Genomic DNA, 25072 nt, shown 5'->3' on the forward strand with positions numbered 1-25072 from the left:
TTCCGGAAAACCGGTCTCCACTTTTCCGAATCATGCTCTAGCTCCGCTTGATGCGCGGATCGATCGCGGCCTGCGCGATGTCGACCAGGAGATTGAGCAGGACGAAGAACAGCGCCAGCACCAGGATCGTGCCCTGCAACAGCGGCAGGTCGCGCTGGAAGATCGCCGAGTTCAGCAACAGGCCGGAGCCGGGCCAGGAGAACACGGTCTCGATCAGGATCGAGCCACCGAGCATATATCCCAGTTGAAGTCCCATCACCGCCAGCGCGGTCGGCGCGGCGTTCTTGACGACGTGGCGGAAAACGCCGGTCTCGCGCAGGCCCTTGGCGCGCAGCGCCTCGACGAAGTCCTGGCTCAGGATATCGCCGGTCAGCGCACGCACGGTACGGGTGATGATGCCCATCGGGATCACCGAGGTCGTGATCGCAGGCAGTACCAGATAGCGAAGATGTTCCCAGTCCCATGCCCAGGCGCCGGAGCCGCCGGACCCGGCGCCGACCGCGGGCAGCCAGTTGAGCTGTACCGAGAAGATGATCACCAGCACCATGCCGAGCCAGTAATGCGGCAGCGAGACGCCCGCGATGGCGAAAGAGGTTGCGACCTTGTCGACCCAGGTGTCGCGAAAATAGCCGGCGATCAGGCCTAACAGCAGGCCGAGCGTAAAGCCGATGATGGCGGCTGCGATCGCCAGCATCACGGTGTTGCTGACCGCGTGCATCACCTCCGACAGCACGGGACGGCCGGTTGCGATCGAATTGCCGAGATCGCCATGGATCGCGCGCCACAGCCACAGCCCGAATTGCACCGGCAGCGGGCGGTCGAAGCCATACGCCGAGCGCAATTGCGCGGCGAGCTCCTGCGAGGCATCCGCCGGCAGCACCGCGACCAAGGGATCGCCGGGCGTGATGTGCACCAGCAGGAAGCACACCAGCGCCACGCTGAGCACGATCGGGATGACGTAGACGATACGTCTGGCGATATAGGCGAACACGAGTTACTCGCTGCTTCCCTTCTCCCCCTGTGGGAGAAGGGGGCGCGCGCAGCGCGCCGGATGAGGGGTTCTGTCCGCGGGTTCAGTTCATCTCATACGCGCGAGGGGCATCCGCGGAGACAAACCCCTCACCCGACTTCGCTTTCGCGAAGCCACCCTCTCCCACAAGGGGAGAGGGTGCACTGAGTACGTCGCTAACACCTCACGGCGCGACCGTGACCGGCGAGAAATCGACGAACCAGCTCTTCGGCTGCACAAAACCCTTGATCTTCGGGCTCATCGCGCGCGGCCCGACATCGTGGGCGACATACAGGAAGGCCGCATCGTCGACCGATGCCGCGTGCAACTCGGCAAGCGCCGCGTCGCGTGCTGCCGGGTCGAAGGTCTGCCGCGCTTTCTTCACCAGCTCGTCGAACTTCGGGTTGTTGATGAAACCCCAATTGTTCGAGACCGGCGGCGCCATGCTTGACTGCAGGAAGCGCACCAGCGCGAAGAACGGATCCATCGCCGCATAGGTGACGTTGGTTGCGTTCGCGCCGTTGGCCGACGGATCCTTCGCTCCGCGCCGCCAATTGGTGAACAGCGTGTTCCACTCGATGACGTCGAGCTGCACGTCGAAGTAACACTCGGTCAGCGCCTGCTGCAGATATTCGTTCATCGGCAGCGGCAGCATCTGGCCCGACCCCGACGCGGAGGTCTGGATCTTGACCGTCAGCTTCTTGTTGGGACCATAGCCCGCCTCCTGCATCAACTTCTGCGCGGCCGGCTTGTCATACTTGATCTGGAAGGTCGGGTTGCCGCGCCACGGATGGCCGGGCTCGAAGGTGCCGGTCGCCGGCACCATCAGGCCCGCGAGCAGGCCGTCGCGCAGTCCTTCGCGATCGATGCATAGATTTGCAGCCTTGCGAACACGGATATCGTTCCACGGCGAGCCTTCGGCACGCGAAAACTGCCAAGGCCAGACATGCGGCTCCTCATTGCTGTAGAGCACGAAGCCGCGCTGCTTGATCTCGGGCACCGCGTCAGGCGCCGGCGCCTCGATCCAGTTGACCTGCCCCGACAGCAGCGCCGCAGTGCGGGCGTTGGCTTCCGGCATCGGCAGGAGCACCATCTTGTCGACCTTCGGCACCCGCGCCTTGTCCCAGTAATTGTCGTTCTTCACCAATTCGAGCCGCTCGCGCGGCGTGAAGCTCGACATTTTCCACGGACCGGTGCCCGAGGCGTCCTTGGCGAACGCCGCCCATGCGCCTTGCGATTTCGCCTTGGCGTCGGCGCCTTCGGCCTTGTCATAGAATTGCTGCCACTTCGCCGGGCTCGCCATGAACAGATTGGAAAGATTGATCGGCAGGAAGCTGTCCGGCTCCTTGGTGATCAACTCGGCCGTCATGTCGTCGATCTTGCGGGCGGACACCAGCGTCGGCATGCGCGAGGCGGTGACGCCGACCTGGCTCGGGTCGAATTGCGGCGCGTCCTGCTTCAAGACCTTGTCGACGTTCCAGACCACGGCATCGGCGTTGAAGGGCGAGCCGTCATGGAAGGTGACGCCGGAACGCAGCTTGAAGGTCCATTTCGTCTTGTCGGCGTCGTCGACCTTCCACTCGGTGGCAAGGCCCGGGATGATGACGCTGGCCTTGTCCGCCGACGACAGATCCCACATCGTGAGCGCATCGTACATCGTGAGGCCGGTGAAGCGGTTGCCTTCGAAACCCTGGTCGGGCTGGCCGAGCGTGCGCGGAATATCGGCAGCGGTCATGCCGATGCGCAGCACGGTCTCGGCGCTGGCGATCACCGGCAGGCCCGCGGCCAGCGCGAACGCCAGCAGCATGGCTGTCGCTGTCGCTTTGGTCTTCTTGTTACGCATCTGAGCAGCCTCTATCTCGACTTTAGGTGACTTGTTGGGGTGACTATTTCTTGGGCAAGCGTATGCAATGCCTGTGCCAAGGGGAATAGTTCGTCAACCAATAACCCCATGCCGCGTCATTTCTTCTCACCTTGCGGTATAATAGGGGTGAGATGCCTATTCTGGCATCATGCTTGCAAGTTTCGGCTCCAAGTTCAAATCAACGGAGCATCTCCATGCGCGGGCGTAACTCGATCCTGATGGCAGCGTTGGCGTTGGCCATCGCCGCGGGCTGGCCGGCCATGCCGGCGCATGCCGAGTCGATTGTGCGCTACGGCATTTCGATGGCCGATATTCCGCTCACGACAGGCCAGCCCGACCGCGGCGCCGGGGCTTACCAATTCACGGCCTACACGATCTACGATCCCCTCATCGCGTGGGAGATGGACGTTGCCGACCGGCCGGGCAAACTGGTGCCCGGGCTGGCCACCGAATGGAAGGTCGACGACAACGACAAGACCAAGTGGCGCTTCACCTTGCGCAAGGGCGTGAAATTCCACGACGGCAGCGACTTCAACGCCGACGCCGTGATCTGGAATCTCGACAAGGTGCTGAACGACAAGGCGCCGCAATTCGACAAGCGGCAGAGCGCGCAGATCAAGACCCGCCTGCCTTCGGTCGCTGGTTACGCCAAGATCGACGACTCGACCATCGAGATCACGACCAAGACGGTCGACTCCTTCTTCCCTTACCAGATGCTCTGGTTCCTGGTCTCCAGCCCCGCGCAATATGAAAAGCTGGGTAAGGACTGGGACAAGTTCGCCAGCCAGCCCTCCGGCACCGGCCCGTTCAAATTAACAAAACTGGTGCCGCGCGAGCTCGCCGAGCTGACAAAGAATCCAGACTATTGGGACAAGAAGCGGATTCCGAAAGTCGACAAGATGATCCTGATCCCGATGCCGGAAGCGTTGACGCGCACCAACGCATTGCTGGCGGGCCAGGTCGATTTGATCGAGACGCCGGCGCCCGACGCCGTGCCGCAGCTCAAGGCCGCCGGTATGAGGATCGTCGACAACGTCACGCCGCATGTCTGGAATTATCATTTGAGCGTGCTGCCGGGCTCGCCCTGGACCGACATCCGCCTGCGCAAGGCGCTCAATCTTGCGATCGACCGCGACGCCGTCGTTGGCCTGATGAATGGGCTGGCAAAACCCGCCAAAGGCCAGGTCGACCCGTCGAGCCCCTGGTTCGGCAAGCCGACCTTCGAGCTGAAATACGACGTCGCCGCCGCCAAGAAGCTGGTGGAGGAAGCCGGCTATTCGAAGGACAAGCCGCTGAAGGCGACCTTCATCATCGCACAGGGCGGCACCGGGCAGATGCTGTCGCTGCCGATGAACGAATTCCTGCAGCAGAGCTTCAAGGAGATCGGCATCGACATCGACTTCAAGGTGGTCGAGCTCGAGACATTGTATACGCACTGGCGCAAGGGCGCGGCCGACGAGATGAACGCCGGCATCACCGCCAACAATATCGCCTATGTGACGTCGGATCCGCTCTACGCCATCGTGCGGTTCTTTGCATCCGACCAGGTTGCGCCGGTCGGCGTCAACTGGGGCGGCTACAAGAATCCGAAAGTCGACGCGCTGATCAACGAGGCCAAGCTGACCTTCGATGCCGCAAAGCAGGATGATTTGATCGCACAGGCGCATGCGCTGATTGTCGACGACGCCGTATTGGTCTGGGTCGTACACGACACCAACCCGCATGCGCTGTCGCCGAAGGTGAAGTCATTCGTGCAGGCGCAGCACTGGTTCCAGGATTTGACACAGATCGGACTGGAGTAGGACTCGTCGTCCCGGCGAAGGCCGGGACCCATACGCCGCAGCGAGTGTAATGGGCAAGCGGTCAGACGACTTTCTAGCAACAAACGTTCGTGGTTATGGGTCCCGGCCTTCGCCGGGACGACAATGAACATCTACTTCGTCAGCAGCGCGAACGCGCCGTTCCAGTCCTCGGGCGGCGGATCCTTCTGGAAGGCGCGGATGCGCGCCTCGTAGAGGGCGTAGAGATATTGCAGCGAATGCGCCTCGTCGGTCTTGCGGCCACGCTCGATCGCGGCGAGTGCGCCGTACCAGTCGCGGCTGCGATAGCAGGCGAGCATCTCGATCGTCAGGTTGCGCAGCCGCTGGAAACGGCCAGACCTTGCGACATCCTCGCGGCCGGCGATCGCATAGACCACCTCCGGCTCCTTCTTGCCTTTCACCATGATGAAGTCGAGTTCGAGGATCGCGAACTTCTCCTTCACCGCGAGCGCGGTCTTCGACCCCACGATGATCGGGAAGCCGTACTCCTTGGACTGCCCCTCCAGGCGTGACGCCAGATTGACGCTGTCGCCGAACACCGAATAGTCGAAACGCACGTCGGATCCCATATTGCCGACCACGCAGGTGCCGGTGTTGAGTCCGACGCCGATATTGAGCGGCACATAGACGTGGCCGCCCTCCTCCGCTTCTTCTGCACGCTCCTGATTCAATTCGTCAACGCGCTCCAGCATGTCGAGCGCGGCCTCGCACGCATTAAGGTGGTGATCCCTGTCGTCGAGCGGCGCATTCCAGAACGCCATGATGGCGTCGCCCATATATTTATCGATGGTACCCTTGCGGGACAGGATCGCGTTGGAGAGCGGCGTCAGAAAACGATTCATCAGCGCCGTGAGGCCCTGCGGATCGCTTTTGTAGGTCTCCGAGATCGAGGTGAAGCCGCGCATGTCCGAGAACATGATGGTCATCTCGCGCTCCTCGCCGCCGAGCACGAGTCGTTCCGGCGAATGCGCGAGTTGCTCGACCAGCGCCGGAGACATGTATTGCACGAACTGCGACCGAATCTGCCGGCGCTGCTGCTGCTCGCGCACGAAGCTGGAGAAGATCAGCGTCAGATAGATCGCCGTGGTCGACATCAGCGGATAGGTAAAATCGATCAGCAGTCGGTGCTGGCTGTAGAAGTACCAGGAGATGCCGAGCAGCACCGACGCGAACAGGCCGCCGACCGCGACCAGCGTCACCGGCCCGAACTTCGGCGCGAAGGCGAGGACCAGCAGCCCCATGATCAGCGCGGAAAAGAATTCAATGCCGATGCCGTAGCCGGGCTGTGAAATCACATCGCCGGTCAACACGCTCTCCAGCACCTGGGCATGGACCTCGACCCCGGGCATCGCCGCCGCCACCGGCGTTGTCTTGATGTCGTTGAGCCCGACCGACGATGTCCCGATCAGCACAAGCTTGCCGGCGATCTTGTCCGGCGCAACGCGCCCTTGCAGCACGTCGATGGCCGAGACATAGATCGAGGGATCGAGACGCGCATAACGCACCCAGAGCTGGCCGTTGCGGTCGGTCGGGATCGCAAAGCCCTTGACGCCGATGCTCTGAATGCCGGCCTGGTCGCTCTTGATCAAAATGGTGTCCGAGCCGCTCGCGACCCTGAGGATTTCGAAGCTCAGCGACGGCATCATCACACCCTGCGCCAGCATGATCATCGGCACGCGCCGGACGATGCCGTCACGCTCCGGCCTGATCGTGAACAGGCCGCGTCCGGCCGCGGCTTCCTCCAGCACCGGCACATTGCGCAGCAGTCCGGGGAATTGGTACATGAAGGGCTGCGGGTCCTCACCGAGCGTTGCAAGGCCGGTGACCGGAAGTTTCTCGTTGAGATCGGCACGGACGTTGATGCCGCCGGATTCACCGAGCACCACGCGCGAGTTGCGGATGGCCTCGGCAAGGATGCTGTCGTTACTCGGTAGCTGTCGCAGCCGCGTGCGCATCTCCTCGTCGAGATTGCCGAACGTATCGGCCGCGATATCCGGGTTGAGGCGATCCGGCTCGGAGAACACCTCGTCGAATGCGATCACGACGGCGCCGAGCCTGGTGAGATTGGTGACGATGTCGGCGATCCGCGTCCGTGGCCACGGCCACTGTCCCAACCGGGGATCAGCGAGGCTCCTCTCGTCGATATCCACGATCGTGACAGGCCGCATGGTCTTCTTGCGGGGTTCGAGCACCTGGAAGGTGTCGAACGTCCTGATGCGCATCTCCTGAACCGGCGGCGGATCCCAGACGCGGAGCGCGGCAACGCCGATCAGCAGCCCCACGCACACCAATCGCGCGTAGCCGAACCGCCGCGCGAACCATCGTCGTATCGCCCTCAGCCGTCTCATGTCATTCAGGTATCATGGCGCGGCGGCTTGATCACGTTCGTGTTTCTGCGAGGCCCGCGAGCGCCGCATGCATCGGGCAGACGTTTAGGCGAAATGGAAGTCGGCGGCGTGTAACTGCGCCTTGGCAACCCCCGACAGGATAATCGCATCGCTGGCATCCAGGGTAATGACCGTGTTGCCGTGACCGTCATCCTGCGCCGCGTTCAAGGCTGCCTGCGCATTTGCAAATATTCCGCCACCGAACTGCAGCGTGTCGGCGGCCGGATGGAAGTTTGTCACCGTGTCGTGGCCGATACCGGTGAAATCGAACGCAAAATTATTGCTGGCGCCGGTGCCGGTCAGCGTCTGGTTCGGGGCATCGGCAACGATCGTCTGGCTGGTCGTCGGCCCGGGATTAGCCACGGCGGTGCCGCCTACCGCCGCGACTGCGCCGCCTGCCGGTGGGTCGACGATGTCGACGCCGCCGTGATGGTCGTCGGAAATCGTCCAGCTCGAGCCCGATAAATCTCCGGCCAGTTTGAACGTCTCGGTTTTGCCGTCGGACGAGTCCGCTACCGTCAACGTCGTCGTGTTGGATTCGCCGTCATAGCTGTTGCTACCCGTGAAGGCTGTCGTCGTGCCGGCCGAGAAACCGTTGATATCAAGCACATTGCCGCTTCCCGTGATCCCGGCGATCTTGCCGCTGAAGCTCTGGGGGTCATCGAGTTGCAGCGTGCCGCTGCTGCCGGCGAACGTGATGGTCTCGGAATTTTCGCCGGCGATTTCCAACGAAACCATCGCCGGGATGTCCGGGCTGGCGTTGCCCGGATCGCTGACATGCATCAGGAAGCTCGGCACGGTGGCGGCGCCGTCCTGAACGAATTCGACCTGGCCGGCTGCAATCTGCGCCGTGGTAAAGCCGCCTGTCGGCGCCGACACCCAGTTGTCGCCGTTGAAAACCTCGAATTGACCGCCGGCGACGTCGCTCACCGTATAGGTGAGGTTTGTGTAACCGGGATCGCTGACGTTGAAATCGCTATTGGACAGCACCGTCGTGCCGCCCTCGCCGACGGTCAGCGCAAAACTGTTGAGGACCGGACCGACTTCAACCGTCGTGGTCACGGTGGGGCTGTGGAGGACATTGTCGTACGCCGCCCATGTCACCGTGCGGGCGCCGTCGATGGCTCCGGGGGCGAACTGGATCAATTGCAGCGCGGCGTCGAAATCGCTGGACGACGGAGTGCCTGCGATCCCCGACAGGAAAATCGAAGTTTGATCGGAATGTACGGCGTCGTCGAAATGGTAGTGGATCGTGCCGTCCGAATAGACGAGATCGCCATCGAGGCTCCCGTTGATCGAAAGCGTATCGCCGTTTTGGACGCCGGACGAAATCCAGACATTGACGCTGCTGACCGTGCCGGTGTCATCCGTGACACTGACCGACGGATCCAGCAAGACCGGCGTTCCCGCGTAGGTGACGGTATTGCCGGCACCGGCAATCACAGGCCCGCCATTGCTATTGCCGCCACCGCCGTTACCGCCGCTCGCGAACTCCGAGCCGCTAAGATTTTGATATTGCGTCGGGCTGACGTTGAGCAACGTAATGACGTCGCCATTGCCAAAATCGAGAAGGGCATTGCCGTCGGCGTAGCTGACGCTCAGCGGCGCTGAAAGCCCGTTCAGCTGGATGTGATCGGCTTGGTTCGGATCAAATGTGCCGTTGGCCTGATCGAAATTCGTGATCGTCAGCGCGCCATTGCCCGCTCCGAACATGAATGTGCTGCCGGCTCCGCCGGTCAGCGTGTCGTGGCTGCCGGCGGGAGCGCCGCCGCCATCGAAGACATCCTGGCCGGTGCCAATCAACGTATCGGCTTGGCCCGAGGAGCCGAAATTGTCGTTGCCGGCGCCGCCGTTGAAAATGTAGGCGTAATTGCCGGTCAAGGCTTCCACGGCAGTCCTGTCGCCAGCAGCGGCCTGTTGGACAGCGCTCATCCAGGTCGGAGCGTCGACCGACAGGCCGGAAAAATCCGCCAGCGCCACCGGCGTATCGCCAGTCGCGAACTCGTGGAACGAGGTGATGATGCCGCCGGTCACCGCGCCATCGGCGTATGTGAAGCTGGTGCCGTCGACCACGAACTCGTGGTGACTGGCCGCATCGACCACTGTGAACGTCGTCGAACTGCCACCGGACTGGACGGTTCCCGCGCCCATCTCCTTCAGCGGACTGTCGTTCTGGAAATTCATGCCGTCGGGCGTCCGCACCGTGATCGTCAGCGTCGGATTGTCGGTTGGCTCCGCCAGCGTCACCGACACCGTCTGGGTGACGGTGCCGCCATGGCCGTCGCTGATCACGACGTCGAAGGTCTCGATCTTGCTATGCGACGCGATGCCGTCGAGCGCGCTGCGGACGGCCGCGGAACTGGCGTCGTAGGTCCAGGTGAATTCACCGCCGGTTCCGCTGCCGGTGGTGTCCGAGACCTGGGCAAGCGTCAGGGTTCCGAGCGCGGTGCCGCTGCCGGTATACGTCACGCTCTGGATCGTGTGCGTGTCCAGGAGATCGGGATCAGCGAAATCGATCGTCCCGTTCGTGGTCAATGTCGTCGGGTCGACCTCGCCGTTATGGACATTGAAAACATCGACGCCGTCGATCCCGGTGTTGCCGGCAGTCTGCGGCAGGGTCAGCAACGCATTCTGGTTTCCGGACTGCGGCACCTCGTAGTAATGCGAACCGTCGCCTGAGGTATAGCCGATCCGCGCCGGCGTTCCGCCAAGACCATCAGACCCGCCGCTGGCGCTGCCGGTGGTCCACTGGATCTGGCCGTAGCGGTACTCGATGTCGAAATTGCCACCGCCCTCGTTGATCAGCACGACCTGGAACGAATTCAGCTTGTCGGTGGCCTCCGAATAGTAACCGACGTCGTCCCAGGTGATGGTCATGATGCCGTCGGCCTGGTCGAGGTCGTAGAAGACCTGACCGTGGCCGCGCGTGTCGACGTCCGCCCAGAACGGCGCCATGATCGGGCTGTCGAAGCCTGCGCCGATCGCCTCCGGCGTGTACGCGCTCAGCGGCGAGGAGAAGGTGATGTTGCCGTTGTTGTTGATGTAGAGCGAGGTGTAGTGGTGGCCGAAGAAATCGATGCCGCCCGTACCGAACACAGAGGTGATGTCGACGGCGCCGCTGGAGCCGTCGTCGTTCGGGCCCATCGCCAGCGTGCCGAATCCGGTCCCGCTCGGAAGGTTGCTGGCGGCATCGTTCGAACCCGTCGCCAGCGTGCCCAATCCGGTCCCGTTCGGCAGGTTGCCGATCAGTCCGGACGTCGCGAGCTCCGACGCAACCCCTTGGCTCACCGTGCTGTGGCCGCCGTCCCCGGCGACGAGCGTGATTGAGCCCGTCGCGACCGTCCCCTCGGTGATGACGGGCGCGTCATTGCTGCCGGTCACGGTGACGTCAATGACCTGTTGCGCAGTGCCGTCCACGGAGGTGACGCTCAACTGCTCGTGGACCACTTGTCCGTCGGACAGCCCATTCGCGCGTGCGTGATCCAGCGTGTAGGTCCATGCGCCGTCCGCCGAATCGAAGGTGAAATTGCCGTAGGCGCCGGTGAGTGCCGCGTTCGCGACCGGCTTGAACGCGGCTTCGCCGGCGTCGATGTCGTGCACCGTCAGCGTCCCGCTCGTCGTGACCGAGGTATCCTCGACCACGCTGCCGGTCGCCTGACCGGTGATCGTCGCAGAATCGTTCTGAACACTGAGACTTGCCGTCGAGGTCGCCGTCAGCGTGCCATCGGAGGCCGTGTAGTTGAATACGACCTCGCCGTGGAAACCGGCCTCCGGCGTGTAGGTCCAGCTGCCGTCCGCATTGTGCACCAGCGCGCCGCCGCCGGTCTTGATCGAGACGTCCGTGATCGACAGCGACGGACTGTCGATATCGGCAACGGCCTTCAGCAGCGTGTCAGGCGTGATGGTATAGGAACCGTCTCCATGGGCATCCGCGAGCGTCACCGGGCTCGCGACGGGCGCGTCATCGGTGCCGGTCACGGTGACGTCGATGACCTGCTGCGCAGTGCCGTCCACGGAGGTGACGGTCAACTGCTCGTGGACCACCTGTCCGCTTGACAGGCCATCCGCGCGTGCGTGATCCAGCGTATAAGTCCAGGCGCCGGTCGTCGCATCGAAAGTGAAGTTGCCGTAGGCGCCGGTGAGCGCCGCGCTCGCGACCGGCATGAATGCGGCTTCGCCGGCATCGATGTCGTGCACCGTCAGCGTCCCGCTCGCCGTGACCGAGGTATCCTCGACCACGCTGCCTGACGCCTGCCCGGTGATCGTCGCAGGATCGTTCTGAACACTGAGACTTGCCGTCGAGGTCGCCGTCAGCGAGCCATCGGAAGCCGTGTAGTTGAACACGACCTCGCCGTGGAAGCCGGGCGCCGGCGTGTAGGTCCAGCTGCCGTCCGCATTGTGCACCAGCGTGCCGCCGCCGGTCTTGATCGAGACGTCGGTGATCGACAGCGACAGACTGTCGATATCGGCAACGGCCTTCAGCAGCGTGTCAGGCGTGATCGTATAGGAACCGTCTCCATGAGCATCGGCGAGCGTCACCGGGTCTGCGACCGGCGCCACGTCGACAGGCACGATGACGGGCTGCACGAGGTCTTGCACCGCCACCGTGACAGGAACGGTCGTGGTGCCGCCGTTGTAGCTCAGCACGATGTTGAAGACTTTGGCGAGGTCGTCGCCATAATGGAGCGCGGCGAAATCGGACTTCGCTTCGCTGAAGCTCCACTGCACGTTCCCGTTGCTGTCGAAGGCCGCAGTCAGGAGATTAGTCGGATTGCCGGACGCGTCGGTGACGCTGAGCGAAACCCCGTTGGTGCCGCCGGTGATCTGGATCTCACCTGACGCCGTCAGATGATCCGGCGAGCTTGCCGTTTCCTGAATAATCGCGCCGTGGCCCGACGTCGGATCGACGAAGTAGATATTATTGGCCCCCGACGAGCTGCCCGAGAACGACGAGTTGCTGGCGAAGGCAAAATAGAGACCGCCCGCGCTGATCGCAACGCCGCTGTCGGACGGCGCGTTGCTGCCGGCGCTGACCAGCTTGAAGACCGGATGCGCGGGATCGGTGACGTCGACAACATAGGTGTCGGCATAGCTATTGGTGTCGTCCGGCGTGAGCTGCGCCGTGCTGGTGAAGATAATGAAATGGCCGTCCGGGCTGATGACCGGATTGCGGCTGTCGCCAGCCAGCGTCTCGGAGGAAGTCGCGGTCGAGAAGACCACATGGCCGGTGGTGAGATCATACATGCTGATCTCGGTGTGACCGGACGCCCCCTGGGACTGATAAACCACATAATGGCCGTCTGCGCTGACGGAGGCCGCGGAGGTGCCGGCACCAGTCGACGTGCTTGCGATTTCGCTGATCGCGCCAGTCGACACATTGTAGGTAAAGAGATGGCCGGAGCCGCCAGGTACCGAGTCCGCGCTCCAGAACGCGATGATGTGGCCATCGGCGCTGATCGCCGGCTTCAGAAGCGCGCCGGTGGCGCCGACCACGGCCGGCGTGATCGTGCCCTTGGAATTGCCTTGCAGGTCGAGGATGCCGATTCCGCCGCCGGCCAGTTGCGCCAGGATCGTGCTGCCGTCGCCGCTGACGGCGGGCGAAGAACCGGCCGCGATCTCGATCTGCTTGTGAAAGTGCGTCGGATCGGATGGATCGGTACCCCAGACGAAGACATATGTGTGGGTGCCGTCGGTGCCCTGATAGACAACGTAGCGGCCATCCGAGCTGACCGTCTGGCCGGAATAGGTGAAGCCATCATTGGCCGGCGTCACCTGCGTCGTAGTGCCGGTCGTGCGGTCGTAGTAATAGATGACACCGTCAGGGTCGTAGACGACGTTGCCCGCGGCGCTCATCACCGGGCCGGTATGGTCGATCGCCCCCGTGGTAATCGGGGCCACCGGTGATGGTGTCACCGGGAAGGGGATCGACGGCAGCGGTGCTGCGGTCCCGGTCGGATTCACGACAGGGGTGACAACATACGTCTGGCCCGTCGTTGTCCCAGTCGGGATTCCGCCGGTGGTGAATAAGTGGGGGTCCGTCGGCGTCCCGGAGCCGCCGTTCTGGTTCGGACTGCCGCCATTGTCGGTCGACGGCTGCTGGGTCACCGCGTATGGCGAGCTGCTTCCGACACTCGCGTACCTGGTCTGCGGATTGGCATTGTCAGTATGCTGCGGCAGGTTCGGATCGATCGCCTTCTGCAGGTCGTAGGTATTCAGCGCCCCCTGGAAGGCGTTGAACTCGGCGGCGACCTGCGCGGGCGTCTTGTCGCTCGTCTGCGCGATCACGTTGAAGCTCGCGGTCGGCGTCAGCGTCAGCGAGCCGCCGCTGCTTGTGACCATGCCGACCAGATTGCCCTGGGAGTCGAACACCTCGACGGAGTGGAGCACGTTGTCGTGCTGATCGATGACCGAGATCGATACCTTGCCGTCGTTCGAATCGATATCCAGCGTCACCGCGGTGCCGCGAATGCCCATGGTCGCGACCGGTGTGCCGACCTTCATGTCGCCGGTCTTGGCGACCTGGCCGGCGACGAAGGTCGCTGCGCCCTGCACCAAAGTGAACAACGACGTGTTGTGCGTGCTGGTCGCGTCGTAGGTCAGGTCATTCAGCATCAGCCGCGCATTGGCGCTGAGGTTGAAGGTCGTGCCGTCGTTCAGCACGAGGCCGAGGGTCGAGTTGCTGCCGGTCTGCACCACGTCGGTCTGGTAGACCGCATCGCCGTTTTGCAGATCGACCGTGACACCGTTGCGGACGATGCTGGCGCTGCCTGACAGCTTGGCGACGTGTCCAATCAGCTTGGCGGGGGCAGCGCCGCCGGCTTGCGCGTATTCCGTGTGGCCGGTCAGCGCGTCGACCACCCGAGGGTCCATCGGCGCGCCATCAGGCGAGAACAGCCCCGGGCGCTTGTCGCCGTGGAAGTAATTCGGCACTAGAACGCGGTGCGTCTCATCGGAGATGACGAGGTCGTGACCGGATTTGTGGTAGTCGCCGGAAAACAGCAGATGAGCGTCGGGAATCGTGACGCCTTCCGCGTGGCCCTGATGGGCCAGTGAATCGAGATCGACGCGGCTATGACTCAAGGAGTCGAGCCCGCTCAATCCGAATTTACCGGCGTAATTCAATGCGCCACCATAAATAGTTAATCGAAATTAGGTATTCCTTACCGTCCCCTCATACCATCACGGTTCCTCAAGCGAAAGTACGCAAACGATGTGCTCAGCTGATAGGCACCGTATTCGCGAAGACTTCGTGTCGCTAGATCGATGCAATTATCAATGGATTCCATTGTTTTATTCGCGCCTCTCGCTGCCGTGACATGTTCTTTTGAAGTATTGTCAGGTAGAGCTGTCATTCTACCTGTACGCGGAAGGATTTTAGTCTTGATCGCACGCATTCATTCTCGCTCATTCCGAGTTCTTGGGACCATTTGACCCCAATTTCCCGTTCAAGACTATGATCTGGCTAACAGATCGCGCAAAAGCTGCTCACATCGACCGATTAACCAGCAATCAAGGATAAGGCTTCCCTTCCGGCAAAAGGTTCGGCCGGCCCCGGTCACAAAATCGATAAACTTTTCGGAGAATCGGCGAGATGGCCTTCAGCCTGCTGCGCGACTTTCGCTATCCTGCGGGGCGCCCTTAAGCAGTTCGGAAGCAATCCGGCCGATCCTGTCGCATCAAATGATCCGGTCGTGCGCTGGCGATTTCGCCTGCCGAAGCCCGGACAGGGGTGTCAGATGGGGATGTTCCGCTACACGCGCGCGCTCCTGCTTGCCTGCGGGCTGGCCTTGGTTGCGCCTGCCGACGTCTTCGCGGTGAACCTGCTCTCTCCGGCGGGCGCCGTACTCGTCAAGAAAATCGCCGAGCCGTTCGGCATCGCAACCGCCATTCTCGACAATGGCGAGGTGCACGACAAATGGCTTGGCCTGCAGAGCCGCCTCGACGACGACATGGTGCAGCTCGCGCTTTGTGATGGCGACCGCGAGCGCTGTGCCTCGCCCGCTGCCCTGCAGTTGCTTGCCATCGTAGATACCGCGCGGGCCCGCGACGGCCGCGCCCGGCTCGGCGAGATCAACCGCGCGGTCAATCTCGCCATCCACCCGGCCAGCGACATCGCACTGTATGGAGCAATCGACGTCTGGGCCTCACCGCTCGCGACCTTCAACCGCCGCGCCGGCGACTGTGAGGATTATGCGATTGCCAAGCTCGCAGCGCTGCGCCTGGCCGGCATGTCCGCCGACGACCTTCGCCTCGTGATCGTGCGCGACACGCGGCTCGGCGAGGACCACGCGGTCGCCACCGTCCGACTCGACGGTCACTGGCTTACCCTCGACAATCGCCGCATGGCAATGGTAGAGGATTCCGATGTGCGCAACTATCATCCGACCTTCGTGATGGGCCAGCAAGGCGCGATGAAATATGCATACGCGCCAGCGATATCAGCGACGGTCCGCCTGTCCGTCGCTCGGGCTGATTGACGCAACGGTCGCTGCAAGCAACGGCCGCGACGGGGCAATCTCTTTCTGTCGTTCGTTGCAACAAGAGATTGCTTCGCTTGGCTTGTCATTACTCATGCGCGCGACCCGCCGCTCGCAATGACGATCGGATTGGCGTCCCGAGCCATCCCCTCAGAACATCAGATTGTCCTTTACCAGCACCCAGCGGCCGTTCTTGATCTGCTGCACCTGGGTAATGGTGTTGGCGAGGTGGTCGGTCTTGGAAAACCTGGTCGGCGGCGAGTTGAAGATGTCGAGGAATTTTTCACCTGATTCCAGCGAGTCGAGCATCTTCTGGCCCGTGAGGTCCTTGCCCGCCTTCTGCGCGTAGAAGGCAAAGGTCGTCACGGCGTTGTAACCGATGATCGCTTGCGTGTTGGCGTCGGTGTTGAACATCTTCTTGTAGTTGGCGAGCCAGTCCTTCACCTTGCCCTTGGCGGTGTCCTCATAGGGAATCTCGAAGCCCGAGGCCGCATAGAGCCCCTCCACCGCCTCCTTGCCCAGCGCCGGGACCTCGAGCACGTTGGTCGGGGTGGCGCCGAGGAAGGTCACGTCCCAGCCAAGCTTCCTCGCCTCGTTCATCGCGCCGATGGTCTCGCGGATGACTGTACCCAGCACGACCAGATCGCAGCCGTCGGATTTCATCTTGGCGACCTGCGCCGAGAAATCTGAAGCGCCGCGCTTGTAGCTCGTGACCGAGGCCGGCTGCAGCTTCATCGCCACGAGCTGATGGGTGAAGCCGTCGAGCACGTTTTTGCCGTACTCATCGTCCTGATGCATGATGCAGGGCTTCTTGAAGCTCTTCCAATCGACCATGTATTTGAGCGCGGCCCGCGTGCTCTCGACATAGGGCAGGAGGTTGTTGAACTTCAGCCGCTCCTGCGGCTTGTTGGGGTCGAACTTGAAGGTGAATTCGGCTGCGGTCAGCGGGAAAAGCTGCAGCACGCCGGCATCGAACAGGATGTCCTGGGCGGCAAGCGTCGGCGCCGAGCCCATCGAGCCGATCATCACGAATATCTTGTCGCGCTCGACCATCTTCTGCGTTGCCAGCACGCCCTTCTTCGGGTCATAGCCATTGTCTTCGAGAATCATCCGGAGCTTGCGGCCGTTGACGCCGCCACTGGCATTGATCTCCTCCACCGCCATCTTCATGCCGTTGGAGACCGGAACACCCCAGACCTTGATCGGTCCTGACAGATCCTGATGCGTCCCGATCACGATCTCGGTCGGCGAGACGCCTTCGTTGGTGACCTTGGTTTGGGCCGCGGCCGGCAGACAGGTCAGCGCCAGCGCGCTCACCGCAAGGCCCAGCGCCTTCAGCGATTTCGACATTGCAGTCTCCTCCTCCAATGGGCCCTTGTTGAGCGAAGGGTCGGGCCTCCTCAGGCCTTCGCCGTATCCTTGATCGCTTGGCTAGGCGACCGCCCGCTCGCCGTACATGGCGTCGATCTCGGCCGCGTAGCGCTTGTTCACGAAATTCCGCTTCAGCTTCATGGTCGGCGTCAGTTCCTCATCTTCAGGCGTGAGCTGACGCTCGATCAGATAGAACCGCTTGATGGTCTCGACGCGCGCGAAGTTGACGTTGACCGTTTCGACCTCGCGCTGGATCAGATCCTGAATTTCCCTTGCGCGGCACAGGCTGGCGTAATTGGTGAAGGGGATGTCGTGATCCTGGGCGTATTTCTCGACATTCTCCTGGTCGATCATGATCAGGCAGGTGAGATAGGGCCGCTTGTCGCCGATCACGACCGCATCCGAGACGTAAGGTGAGAATTTGAGCTGGTTCTCGATCTCCGACGGCGTGATGTTCTTACCGCCCGAGGTGATGATGATGTCCTTCATTCGGTCGGTGACCTTGACATAGCCTTCGTTGTCGATCGCGCCGACGTCGCCGGTGTGCAGCCAGCCCTTCGCGTCGATCGTCTCGGCGGTCCGCTCCGGCTGGTTGAGATAACCCATGAACAGGAAGTCACCCCTGATCAGGATCTCGCCCTTCGGACAGATCATCACCTCGCCCCAGGGCGCGGCCTTGCCGACCGAGCCGAGCTTGATGCGGTCGGCCGGCATCACGGTGGCGACGCCGCAATTCTCGGTTTGGCCATAGACCTCGCGCATGTCGATGCCGAACGCGAGATACCAGCGGATCAGGTCCGGCGAGATCGGCGCGGCGCCGGTGAAGGCGATGCGGCAGCGATCGAGCCCGAGCATGCGACGGATGTTGCGGAACACCAGCCAGTAGGCGACGCGGTTGGCGATCCGCAACGACAGCGGCGGCGTCTCGCCTTCGAGCCGGCATTCGGTCATGCGATGGCCGATCGCGAGCGCGCGGGCGTACATCCAGTTCTGGAACGGGGTCGCGTCCTTCAGCGCGATGGTGATGCCCGAGTAGAATTTTTCCCAGATCCTGGGCACCGCAAGAAACGCGGTCGGCTGCACCTCGCGCAGATTGTCCGGCACCGTCTCCGGACTCTCGGCAAAGTTCATCACCGAGCCGAGCGCGAGCGAGGTGTAGTAACCGCCCACCCGCTCGGCGACATGGCAGAGCGGCAGGAACACCAGCCGCTCCTCGCTGTCGGTCGACGGATAGAGATCGTTGGCGTGGCGCATCTGATGCGTCACGCTGCGATTGGAGTGCATCGCGCCCTTGGGCGGGCCTGTGGTGCCTGAGGTATAGACCAGGATCGCGAGATCGGAGGCCGTGCGGCTGCCGGTCATCTCGTCCCACAGCGCCGCGTTGCCTTGCGTATGATTGCGGCCGAGCGACATGAATTCGGCAAGCGACAGCATCGTCGGATCCGAGAAGCCGCTCAGGCCCTCCATGTCGAACACGACGATCTTTTCCAGCGTCGGACAGCGCGCGCGGCAGGCGAGCAGCTTGTCGAGCTGCTCCTCGTCCTCGGCAAACACGATTTTCGTGCGGGAATCATTGATGAGGTATTCGACCTGCGCGGCCGAATCGGTCGGATAGATGCCGGAGGACACCCCGCCGGCGCACAGGATGCCCATGTCGGCATAGACCCACTCCGGCACCGCGTTGGCGATGATCGAGGCGACGTCACCGGGGCGGAAGCCGATCGCATGTAGGCCGTATGCGATGTCTTTCGAAATTTGCAGCCATTGGCGCCAGCTTGTCGGCTGCCAGATGCCGAACGTCTTCTCGCGGATCGCGGGCCGGTCGCCACGCGTTTCCACGGCGAGGAGAAAACTCTTCGCGATCGTGTCGGCGACCGTCAGCACCGCTGGTCGGGCCATGCGCGCTTCCCTCCTCTGCCGCCTGCCTCGCGTTGCCGGTTCTTGTTGCCGGTCTTGTTCGCGAAACAGGCCTGAAACCTAGCTCCAAGTCGCTCTTAACGCCAAGTTTTCTTCTTTTTCCAACGCCGCTCGCCCCGCGCGCCGGCTTCCTTGGCGCCGAGATAGAACTCCTGGATATCCGGTGAATTCAACAGACGCTCGCAGGTGTCGTTCATGACGACGCGACCGATCTCCAGCACATAACCGTAATATGCCGTTTCCAGCGCGATCTTGGCATTCTGCTCGACCAGCAGGATCGACATGCCCTGCTCCTCGTTAACGCGGCGGATGATGGTGAAAATCTCCTTCACCAGGATCGGCGACAGACCAAGCGACGGCTCGTCGAGCAATAGCAATGTCGGCCGGTTCATCAGGGCCCGCCCGATCGCCAGCATCTGCTGCTCGCCGCCGGAGAGCTGACCGGCTGGCTGATTGAGGCGCTCCCGCAGCCGCGGGAAATATCCGTAGACCAGTTCCAGATCATCGGCGACGGCGTCGCGGTCCTTGCGCGGATAGGCGCCCATCATCAGGTTTTCGCGCACCGACAGGAACGGAAACACCTCGCGTCCCTCCGGCACATGGCTCAGGCCGAGCCGCACGATCTTGTCGGCCTCCATGCGCTGGATCGGCTTACCCAGAAATTCGATCGTCCCCTTCTGCGGATCGAGGATGCCGGAGATCGTCTTCAGCACCGTGGTCTTGCCGGCACCGTTGGCGCCCAACAACGTCACGATCCGGCCGCGCGGCACCTCGAGGCTGATGCCGCGGATGGCCATGATCGGTCCGTAATAGCTCTCGATGTTGCTGAGCTTGAGGATGATGTCTGATGTGCTCATGCCATCATCCTCATGCGCCGAGATACGCTGCGACGACGTCGGGATGGTGCTGCACCTCGGACGGAGAGCCCATCGCCAGCACGCGGCCGTAATTCAGCGCGATCACGCGATCAGAGACGCGGTTGACCAGCGTCATGTCGTGCTCGACCATCAGCACGGTGATGCCGAGCTCGCTCTTCATGTCGCGAATCCAGAACGACATGTCGTCGGTCTCCTCAACATTGAGGCCCGACGACGGCTCGTCGAGCAGGATCAGCTTCGGCTCCGAGCACAGCGCACGCGCCAGCTCGATCACCTTGCGGACGCCGTAAGGAAGCCCCGAGATCAGCTTGTCGCGGTATGGCTCCAGATCGAGGAACTCGATCACTTGCTCGACCCGGCGGCGATGCAGCTTCTCGGTGGCGCGCACGCTCGGCAGGAACAGCAATTCTTGCCAGAGCTGCGTGGTGGAATGACGATGGCGGCCAACCAGGAGATTGCTCAGCACGGTCGCGTTCTCGAACAGCTCGATGTTCTGGAAGGTGCGGGCGATGCCGAGCCGCGCAATATCGTAGGCCGGCTCTCGCGTGATGTCCTGGTCCTCGAAAAAGATCCTGCCCGAGGTCGGCGAATAAATGCGCGAGATCAGGTTGAAGATCGAGCTTTTTCCCGCACCATTGGGCCCGATGATCGAGAGGATCTCGCCCTTCTCGACCGCGAAGCTGACGGCATCGACCGCTTTCAGGCCGCCGAAATGCAGCGACAAATTCTCGGCGCGGAAATAGCTCATCGGTTCCGCTCCGATTTCACATAGATCTTCTGCCGCTTGAAGGTCGCACGCTTGTAGAGCGGGAAGAGCTGGAAGAACAATTTGATCTTGAGCCAGCGGCCATAGAGTCCCAGTGGTTCGAACAGTACGAACGCCACGATGATGATGCCGTAGATCGCGCCCTTGAGACCGTTGGCGGAGGCAAAGGCTGCGACCGCATCCTGGATATGACCGGCGCGCTCCGGGCCGGCGCCGAGCGTCGCAGCCGCGCCTGATATCACACCGGGCATGTCGTCCTTCAGGTAGGTCAGGAATGGATCGATCATCACCAGGAAGATCGCCCCCAGCACCGCGCCATGCAGGCTGAAGGTGCCGCCGATCAGGATCACGATGATGAACTCGATCGAGAGCTGCAACGTGAACATCTCCGGCGAGATGAAGGACAGCTTGTGGGCGAACAGCACGCCGGCGAAGCCGGTAATGGCCGCCGAGATTGCGAACGACTTCACCTTGTACAGCGAGACGTTGATGCCCATGCTGCGCGCCGCGGTTTCGCTGTCGCGGATCGCGATAAAGGCGCGGCCGGTCGGCGAACGCAACAGATTGAGCGTGCCGACGATGGTCAGCACCAGCACCGCGAGGCAGATATAATAGAAGATCGGGCCGTCGCGCGACACGGTCGTACCGAGCAACTGAATGGTCTTGACCCGCATCCCCTCATTGCCATGGGTCACGCTTTCCCAGCGCGCCAGGATCTCCTCGACGATGAAGGCAAACGAGATCGTCGCGATCACAAGATAGATGCCCTGCAGCCGCAGCGCTGGGAATCCGACCAGCGCGCCGACCACGCCGGTCAGCAGCCCGGCCGCGAGGAAGTAGACCGGGAACGGCACGTTGAACTGCTGCAGATATGCCGCGGTGTAGGCTCCGATGGCGAGAAAGGCGGCGTGACCGAGCGAGGCCTGTCCCGTGAAGCCGGTCAGGATCATCAGCCCGACGCCGACGGTCGCATAGATGCAGACGAAGACGAGTTGGCTCATCAAATAGCTGGAGAGCAAATAGGGCGCGATCAGCAGCACCGCGAGCAGCACGCCGTAGGAGATGACGTAGCCCGAATGCGGGAACAGCCTGATATCGTCGTCATAGTCGGTCTTGAAGAGAAACCGCATGCGTCCTCCTCAAACCTTCTTGCGCGCATGAAGGCCGAACAGGCCTTCGGGTTTGAGCAGCAGCACCGCGAGCAGCACGATGTAGGGCGCGACGTCCTTCCATCCCTGCGGCAGATAGAACCCGGCCATGCTCTCGATCGCGCCGATCAGGACGCCGCCGACCACGGCGCCGGGGATCGAGCCGAAGCCACCGAGCACTGCGGCCGGAAACGCCTTCAGCCCCAGCACCAGCCCGACATTGGAATGGATGAAGGTGATCGGCGCCAGCAGGACGCCGGCGCAGGTCGCAACCGCCGCCGAGATCGCCCAGACGATCGACACCACGCGTTTGACCGGGATGCCCATGTAGTAGGCAGCGAGCATGTTCTCGGAACTCGCGCGCATCGCGGTGCCGAGCGTGGTGCGGTTGAAGAACAGATAGAGCAGCGCGCACAGGATGATGGTCGCCGCGATCACCGAGAGCTTGTCATAGGCCAGCACCAGGCTGCCGATCCGCAACACGCCCTGGCTGAACGGCGTATCGATCTTGAAGTCGTCAGTGCCCCAGATCATGCCGGCGACCGAGCGCAGGAAATAGCCGAGCCCGATGGTCGCCATGATGATGGAAAACTGCGGATAGCCAAGGATCGGCCGCACCACCAGCCGCTCGGCCAGCATCCCGAACAGCGCCATGCATATGACGGCGCCGGCAAAGCCGACCCAGTAATTCAGCCCGAGGATGCCGATGAAGGTGAAGGCGAAGAAGCCGCCCAGCATCATCAGGTCGCCCTGGGCGAAATTGACGACCTCGGTTGCCTTGTAGACCAGCACAAAACCAAGCGCGATCAGGCCGTAAACGCAGCCAAGCGCAACGCCGCTGACGAGCTGCTGAACAAAGTCCAGCATCGTTCCCTCCCGATGCACCGGCGGCTCGTGCCGACCGCCTTGGTGCATCCCGCCTTCGCGCCCTTGTGCCGGAAACGCTGAAAGCCGCCTATGTCCGGTTCCAATTGAGCCCAAAGGCCCAATCGCTGTCAACAAAGCGCTGGTTGCCGGGCGTTATCACAATTGCGAAGAAATGCCGCAGCACGGACTAATACGGATATCGCTTTCGATTTGCCTGACACGATTCACCGCACCGAAACGGTTTTGCCCCACTGTGCGCAACCGAAGAGTGAAATCTGGGATCGCCACGACATCATGACTTCAGAACGATCCGCACTCGAGGTGCGAGGGTTAACGAAGCGTTTTGACCGCCCGGCGGTCGACGCGCTCGATCTCACTGTCCATGTCGGCGAGTATTACGCGTTGCTCGGGCCGAACGGTGCCGGCAAGACCACGACGCTGCGCATGGTAGCAGGCCTGCTGCGGCCCGATGCCGGCTCGGTTTCGGTCTTCGGCATCGATGCGCTCCGCGATCCGGTTGCCGCCAAGCAGGTGGTGGCCTGGGTGTCGGACGAACCGATGATCTACGACAAGCTGACGCCGCTGGAGTATCTCGAATTCGTCGCCGGCCTGTGGGGCGTCGATCCCAAGGTCTCTGAGACGTCGGCGCACGACCTGCTGTTGTCGCTCGGGCTCGAGCCGCATCTCAACGAGCGCTGCGAGGGATTTTCCAAGGGCATGCGCCAGAAGGTGGCGCTCGCCGGCGCGCTGGTTCACGATCCCCGCCTGATCATTCTCGACGAACCCCTGACTGGCCTCGACGCGCTGTCGGCGCGCCACGTCAAGGGACTGCTGCAGGAGCGCGTGCGCGCGGGCTGCACCGTCATCATGACCACACATATTCTCGAAGTCGCCGAGCGCATGGCCGACCGAATCGGCGTGATCGCAGCTGGAAAACTGATCGCCGAAGGCACGCTGGCCGAACTGCGCCAGCAAAACGGCCGCAACGACACCAGCCTCGAGGACATGTTCATCGCGCTGGTCGACACCGAAGCGGCTGCCGCGTGAACTCGGTCGCGCATCTCTCCTGGTTCGCCCGCCACGAGTTCCGCCTGGCCTGGCGCGAATGGCTGGCGATGATGACCGGCGGCCGGCGCCGCCGCAACCGCGCCGTGATCGGGCTGCTGATCTTCGCCGCGATCATGCATCTGCCGGCCTATGCCGTGGTCGGCCGCTTCGCCGATCTCCGGTTCCCGCTCGATCCGTCATCGCTGATCGTGTTGACCGCGACGATCTTCCTGTCCTGGGCCCTGATCCTCTCACAGGCGATCGAATCCGTGACGCGCGTGTTCTATGCCCGCGCCGATCTCGACCTGATCATGTCGTCGCCGGTGCAACTCACCAATATCTTTTCGGTCCGCATTGCCGCGATTGCGCTGTCGGTGACCTCTATGGCGCTGTTGCTGTCGACGCCGTTCATCGACGTGCTGGTGATCCTCGGCGGGCCGCGCTGGCTCGCCGGTTTCGGTGTTGTGGTCGCGATCGGCCTGTCTGGCGCGGCGGCCGCGATCGCCATCACCGTGTTCCTGTTCAGCCTGATCGGGCCGAGCCGGACGCGTCTTGTCGCGCAGATCGTCTCCGCCATCATCGGCGCGGGCTTTGTGATCGCGCTGCAGATCGTTGCGATCCTGTCTTACGGTACCCTGTCGCGCTTCGCCGTGCTGACCTCGGACACCGCTGCGCGCCTGGCTCCCGCCATCGACAGCATCGTCTGGTGGCCCGCACGCGCCGCGCTGGGCGACATCGAAGTGATGATGCTGCTGGTCGCTGGTGGGCTCATGATGCTCGGCGTGGTCATGGCCGCATTCGCGCCGCGGTTCGCCGACACGGTCGTGAGCGTCGCGGCCAATCCGGCTGCGGCGACCCGCGGGCGCGCCCATGCTTTCCGATCAGGCTCGCGGCAACAGGCGCTGCGCTGGAAGGAATTCTTGCTGCTGCGCCGCGATCCCTGGCTGCTGTCGCAGAGCCTGATGCAGATGCTGTATCTGGTGCCGCCGGCGCTGATGCTGTGGCGGAGCTTTTCCGATAGTTCGACCGCGATCGTCCTGATCACGCCCGTGATCGTGATGGCCGCGGGCCAGTTGGCTGGCGGCCTCGCCTGGCTGACGATCTCGGGCGAGGATGCCGCCGATCTGGTGGCAACCGCGCCGCTGCCACCGTCGCGCGTCATCCGGACCAAGATCGAGGTGGTGTTGATCGCGATCGCCGCCGTTTTCACGCCGCTGGTGGTCGCGCTGGCGTTCGCCTCGCCATTGCAGGCCGCGGTGACCGCGATCGCGGTGCTCGTTGCGACCGCGTCCGCCGCCGCGATCCAGCTCTGGTTCCGTGCACAGGCGAAGCGCAGCCAGTTCCGCCGGCGCCAGACCTCGTCGCGCGTCGCGACGTTCGCGGAGGCCTTCTGCTCGATCGGCTGGGCCGCGACATCGGCGCTGGCGCTGACGATTCCCGTTGCCGCCATCGTCAGCGGCGTGTTGACGGCGGCGATCCTGTTCGCAGCATGGAAGATCAGCCCGAAACGGACGTAAATCC

14 protein-coding genes are annotated in these 25072 nt (G+C 62.8%); 4 read left to right on the plus strand and 10 right to left on the minus strand.

The window, feature by feature from the left end; all coding sequences use genetic code 11:
* Nucleotides 1-37 precede the first annotated feature (37 nt).
* Together UP10_RS27845 and UP10_RS27850 are read right to left on the minus strand one after the other, a co-directional pair.
* Nucleotides 38-991: an ABC transporter permease gene (locus UP10_RS27845; RefSeq protein WP_044590418.1), complete on the minus strand. Its 954-nt coding sequence runs from the start codon at nucleotides 989-991 to the stop codon at nucleotides 38-40.
* Nucleotides 992-1193: 202 nt separating this feature from the next.
* Nucleotides 1194-2852 carry an ABC transporter substrate-binding protein gene (locus UP10_RS27850; RefSeq protein WP_044590419.1) on the minus strand — a complete coding sequence of 553 codons (1659 nt, stop codon included), beginning with the start codon at nucleotides 2850-2852 and terminating at the stop codon, nucleotides 1194-1196.
* A 215-nt stretch (nucleotides 2853-3067) separates the two neighbouring features.
* Here UP10_RS27850 and UP10_RS27855 point away from each other — a divergent pair, with 215 nt between their 5' ends.
* A complete protein-coding gene (locus tag UP10_RS27855; RefSeq protein WP_044590420.1) occupies nucleotides 3068-4675 on the plus strand; it encodes an ABC transporter substrate-binding protein in 1608 nt (535 codons plus the stop codon).
* A 131-nt stretch (nucleotides 4676-4806) separates the two neighbouring features.
* Here the strand turns inward: UP10_RS27855 and UP10_RS27860 are convergent, their stop codons facing one another.
* Nucleotides 4807-7041, minus strand: coding sequence for a CHASE2 domain-containing protein (locus UP10_RS27860; protein ID WP_044590421.1), 2235 nt, complete (start codon nucleotides 7039-7041; stop codon nucleotides 4807-4809).
* A gap of 84 nt (nucleotides 7042-7125) precedes the next feature.
* The gene (locus tag UP10_RS27865; RefSeq protein ID WP_156180296.1) at nucleotides 7126-14160 is read right to left on the minus strand and encodes a cadherin-like domain-containing protein; all 7035 of its coding nucleotides are present in this window, start codon (nucleotides 14158-14160) and stop codon (nucleotides 7126-7128) included.
* A 656-nt stretch (nucleotides 14161-14816) separates the two neighbouring features.
* On the opposite strand from UP10_RS27865, the gene UP10_RS27870 reads away from it, so the two are divergent.
* On the plus strand, nucleotides 14817-15557 hold the full coding sequence (locus UP10_RS27870; protein ID WP_044590423.1) for a transglutaminase-like cysteine peptidase: 741 nt from the start codon (nucleotides 14817-14819) through the stop codon (nucleotides 15555-15557).
* A gap of 150 nt (nucleotides 15558-15707) precedes the next feature.
* On the opposite strand, the gene UP10_RS27875 is transcribed toward UP10_RS27870, so the two are convergent.
* The 6 genes from UP10_RS27875 to UP10_RS27900 all read right to left on the minus strand — a co-directional run bounded on the left by UP10_RS27875 (nucleotide 15708) and on the right by UP10_RS27900 (nucleotide 22504).
* On the minus strand, nucleotides 15708-16907 hold the full coding sequence (locus tag UP10_RS27875; RefSeq protein ID WP_044590424.1) for an ABC transporter substrate-binding protein: 1200 nt from the start codon (nucleotides 16905-16907) through the stop codon (nucleotides 15708-15710).
* An 81-nt stretch (nucleotides 16908-16988) separates the two neighbouring features.
* Nucleotides 16989-18827, minus strand: coding sequence for an AMP-dependent synthetase/ligase (locus tag UP10_RS27880; RefSeq protein WP_044590425.1), 1839 nt, complete (start codon nucleotides 18825-18827; stop codon nucleotides 16989-16991).
* 95 nt (nucleotides 18828-18922) lie between these two features.
* Nucleotides 18923-19702, minus strand: a complete 780-nt coding sequence (locus UP10_RS27885) for an ABC transporter ATP-binding protein (RefSeq protein ID WP_044590426.1) — start codon at nucleotides 19700-19702, stop codon at nucleotides 18923-18925.
* A 10-nt stretch (nucleotides 19703-19712) separates the two neighbouring features.
* A complete protein-coding gene (locus UP10_RS27890; RefSeq protein ID WP_044537809.1) occupies nucleotides 19713-20471 on the minus strand; it encodes an ABC transporter ATP-binding protein in 759 nt (252 codons plus the stop codon).
* On the minus strand, nucleotides 20468-21619 hold the full coding sequence (locus UP10_RS27895) for a branched-chain amino acid ABC transporter permease (RefSeq protein ID WP_044590427.1): 1152 nt from the start codon (nucleotides 21617-21619) through the stop codon (nucleotides 20468-20470). The genes UP10_RS27890 and UP10_RS27895 overlap by 4 nt, the downstream gene beginning before the upstream one ends.
* 9 nt (nucleotides 21620-21628) lie before the next feature.
* The gene (locus tag UP10_RS27900; protein WP_044590428.1) at nucleotides 21629-22504 is read right to left on the minus strand and encodes a branched-chain amino acid ABC transporter permease; all 876 of its coding nucleotides are present in this window, start codon (nucleotides 22502-22504) and stop codon (nucleotides 21629-21631) included.
* A gap of 294 nt (nucleotides 22505-22798) precedes the next feature.
* Between UP10_RS27900 and UP10_RS27905 the strand changes: the two genes are divergently transcribed.
* Together UP10_RS27905 and UP10_RS27910 are read left to right on the plus strand one after the other, a co-directional pair.
* Complete coding sequence (locus UP10_RS27905) at nucleotides 22799-23551, plus strand: ABC transporter ATP-binding protein (RefSeq protein WP_044590429.1); 753 nt, start codon at nucleotides 22799-22801, stop codon at nucleotides 23549-23551.
* Complete coding sequence (locus UP10_RS27910; protein ID WP_044590430.1) at nucleotides 23548-25068, plus strand: hypothetical protein; 1521 nt, start codon at nucleotides 23548-23550, stop codon at nucleotides 25066-25068. Before UP10_RS27905 ends, UP10_RS27910 begins: the two co-directional genes overlap by 4 nt.
* The last annotated feature ends 4 nt before the right edge of the window (nucleotides 25069-25072 follow it).

Origin of the sequence: Bradyrhizobium sp. LTSPM299 (assembly GCF_000938235.1) — a bacterium.
Classification (GTDB): domain Bacteria; phylum Pseudomonadota; class Alphaproteobacteria; order Rhizobiales; family Xanthobacteraceae; genus Bradyrhizobium.

Bases quoted from the DNA above. Each gene is read 5' to 3' on its own strand.
- UP10_RS27890 (WP_044537809.1), bottom strand. From the start codon at position 20,471: ATGAGCTATTTCCGCGCCGAGAATTTGTCGCTGCATTTCGGCGGCCTG.
- UP10_RS27900 (WP_044590428.1), bottom strand. From the start codon at position 22,504: ATGCTGGACTTTGTTCAGCAGCTCGTCAGCGGCGTTGCGCTTGGCTGC.
- UP10_RS27880 (WP_044590425.1), bottom strand. From the start codon at position 18,827: ATGGCCCGACCAGCGGTGCTGACGGTCGCCGACACGATCGCGAAGAGT.
- UP10_RS27860 (WP_044590421.1), bottom strand. From the start codon at position 7,041: ATGAGACGGCTGAGGGCGATACGACGATGGTTCGCGCGGCGGTTCGGC.
- UP10_RS27905 (WP_044590429.1), top strand. From the start codon at position 22,799: ATGACTTCAGAACGATCCGCACTCGAGGTGCGAGGGTTAACGAAGCGT.
- UP10_RS27895 (WP_044590427.1), bottom strand. From the start codon at position 21,619: ATGCGGTTTCTCTTCAAGACCGACTATGACGACGATATCAGGCTGTTC.
- UP10_RS27855 (WP_044590420.1), top strand. From the start codon at position 3,068: ATGCGCGGGCGTAACTCGATCCTGATGGCAGCGTTGGCGTTGGCCATC.
- UP10_RS27870 (WP_044590423.1), top strand. From the start codon at position 14,817: ATGGGGATGTTCCGCTACACGCGCGCGCTCCTGCTTGCCTGCGGGCTG.
- UP10_RS27875 (WP_044590424.1), bottom strand. From the start codon at position 16,907: ATGTCGAAATCGCTGAAGGCGCTGGGCCTTGCGGTGAGCGCGCTGGCG.
- UP10_RS27885 (WP_044590426.1), bottom strand. From the start codon at position 19,702: ATGAGCACATCAGACATCATCCTCAAGCTCAGCAACATCGAGAGCTAT.
- UP10_RS27850 (WP_044590419.1), bottom strand. From the start codon at position 2,852: ATGCGTAACAAGAAGACCAAAGCGACAGCGACAGCCATGCTGCTGGCG.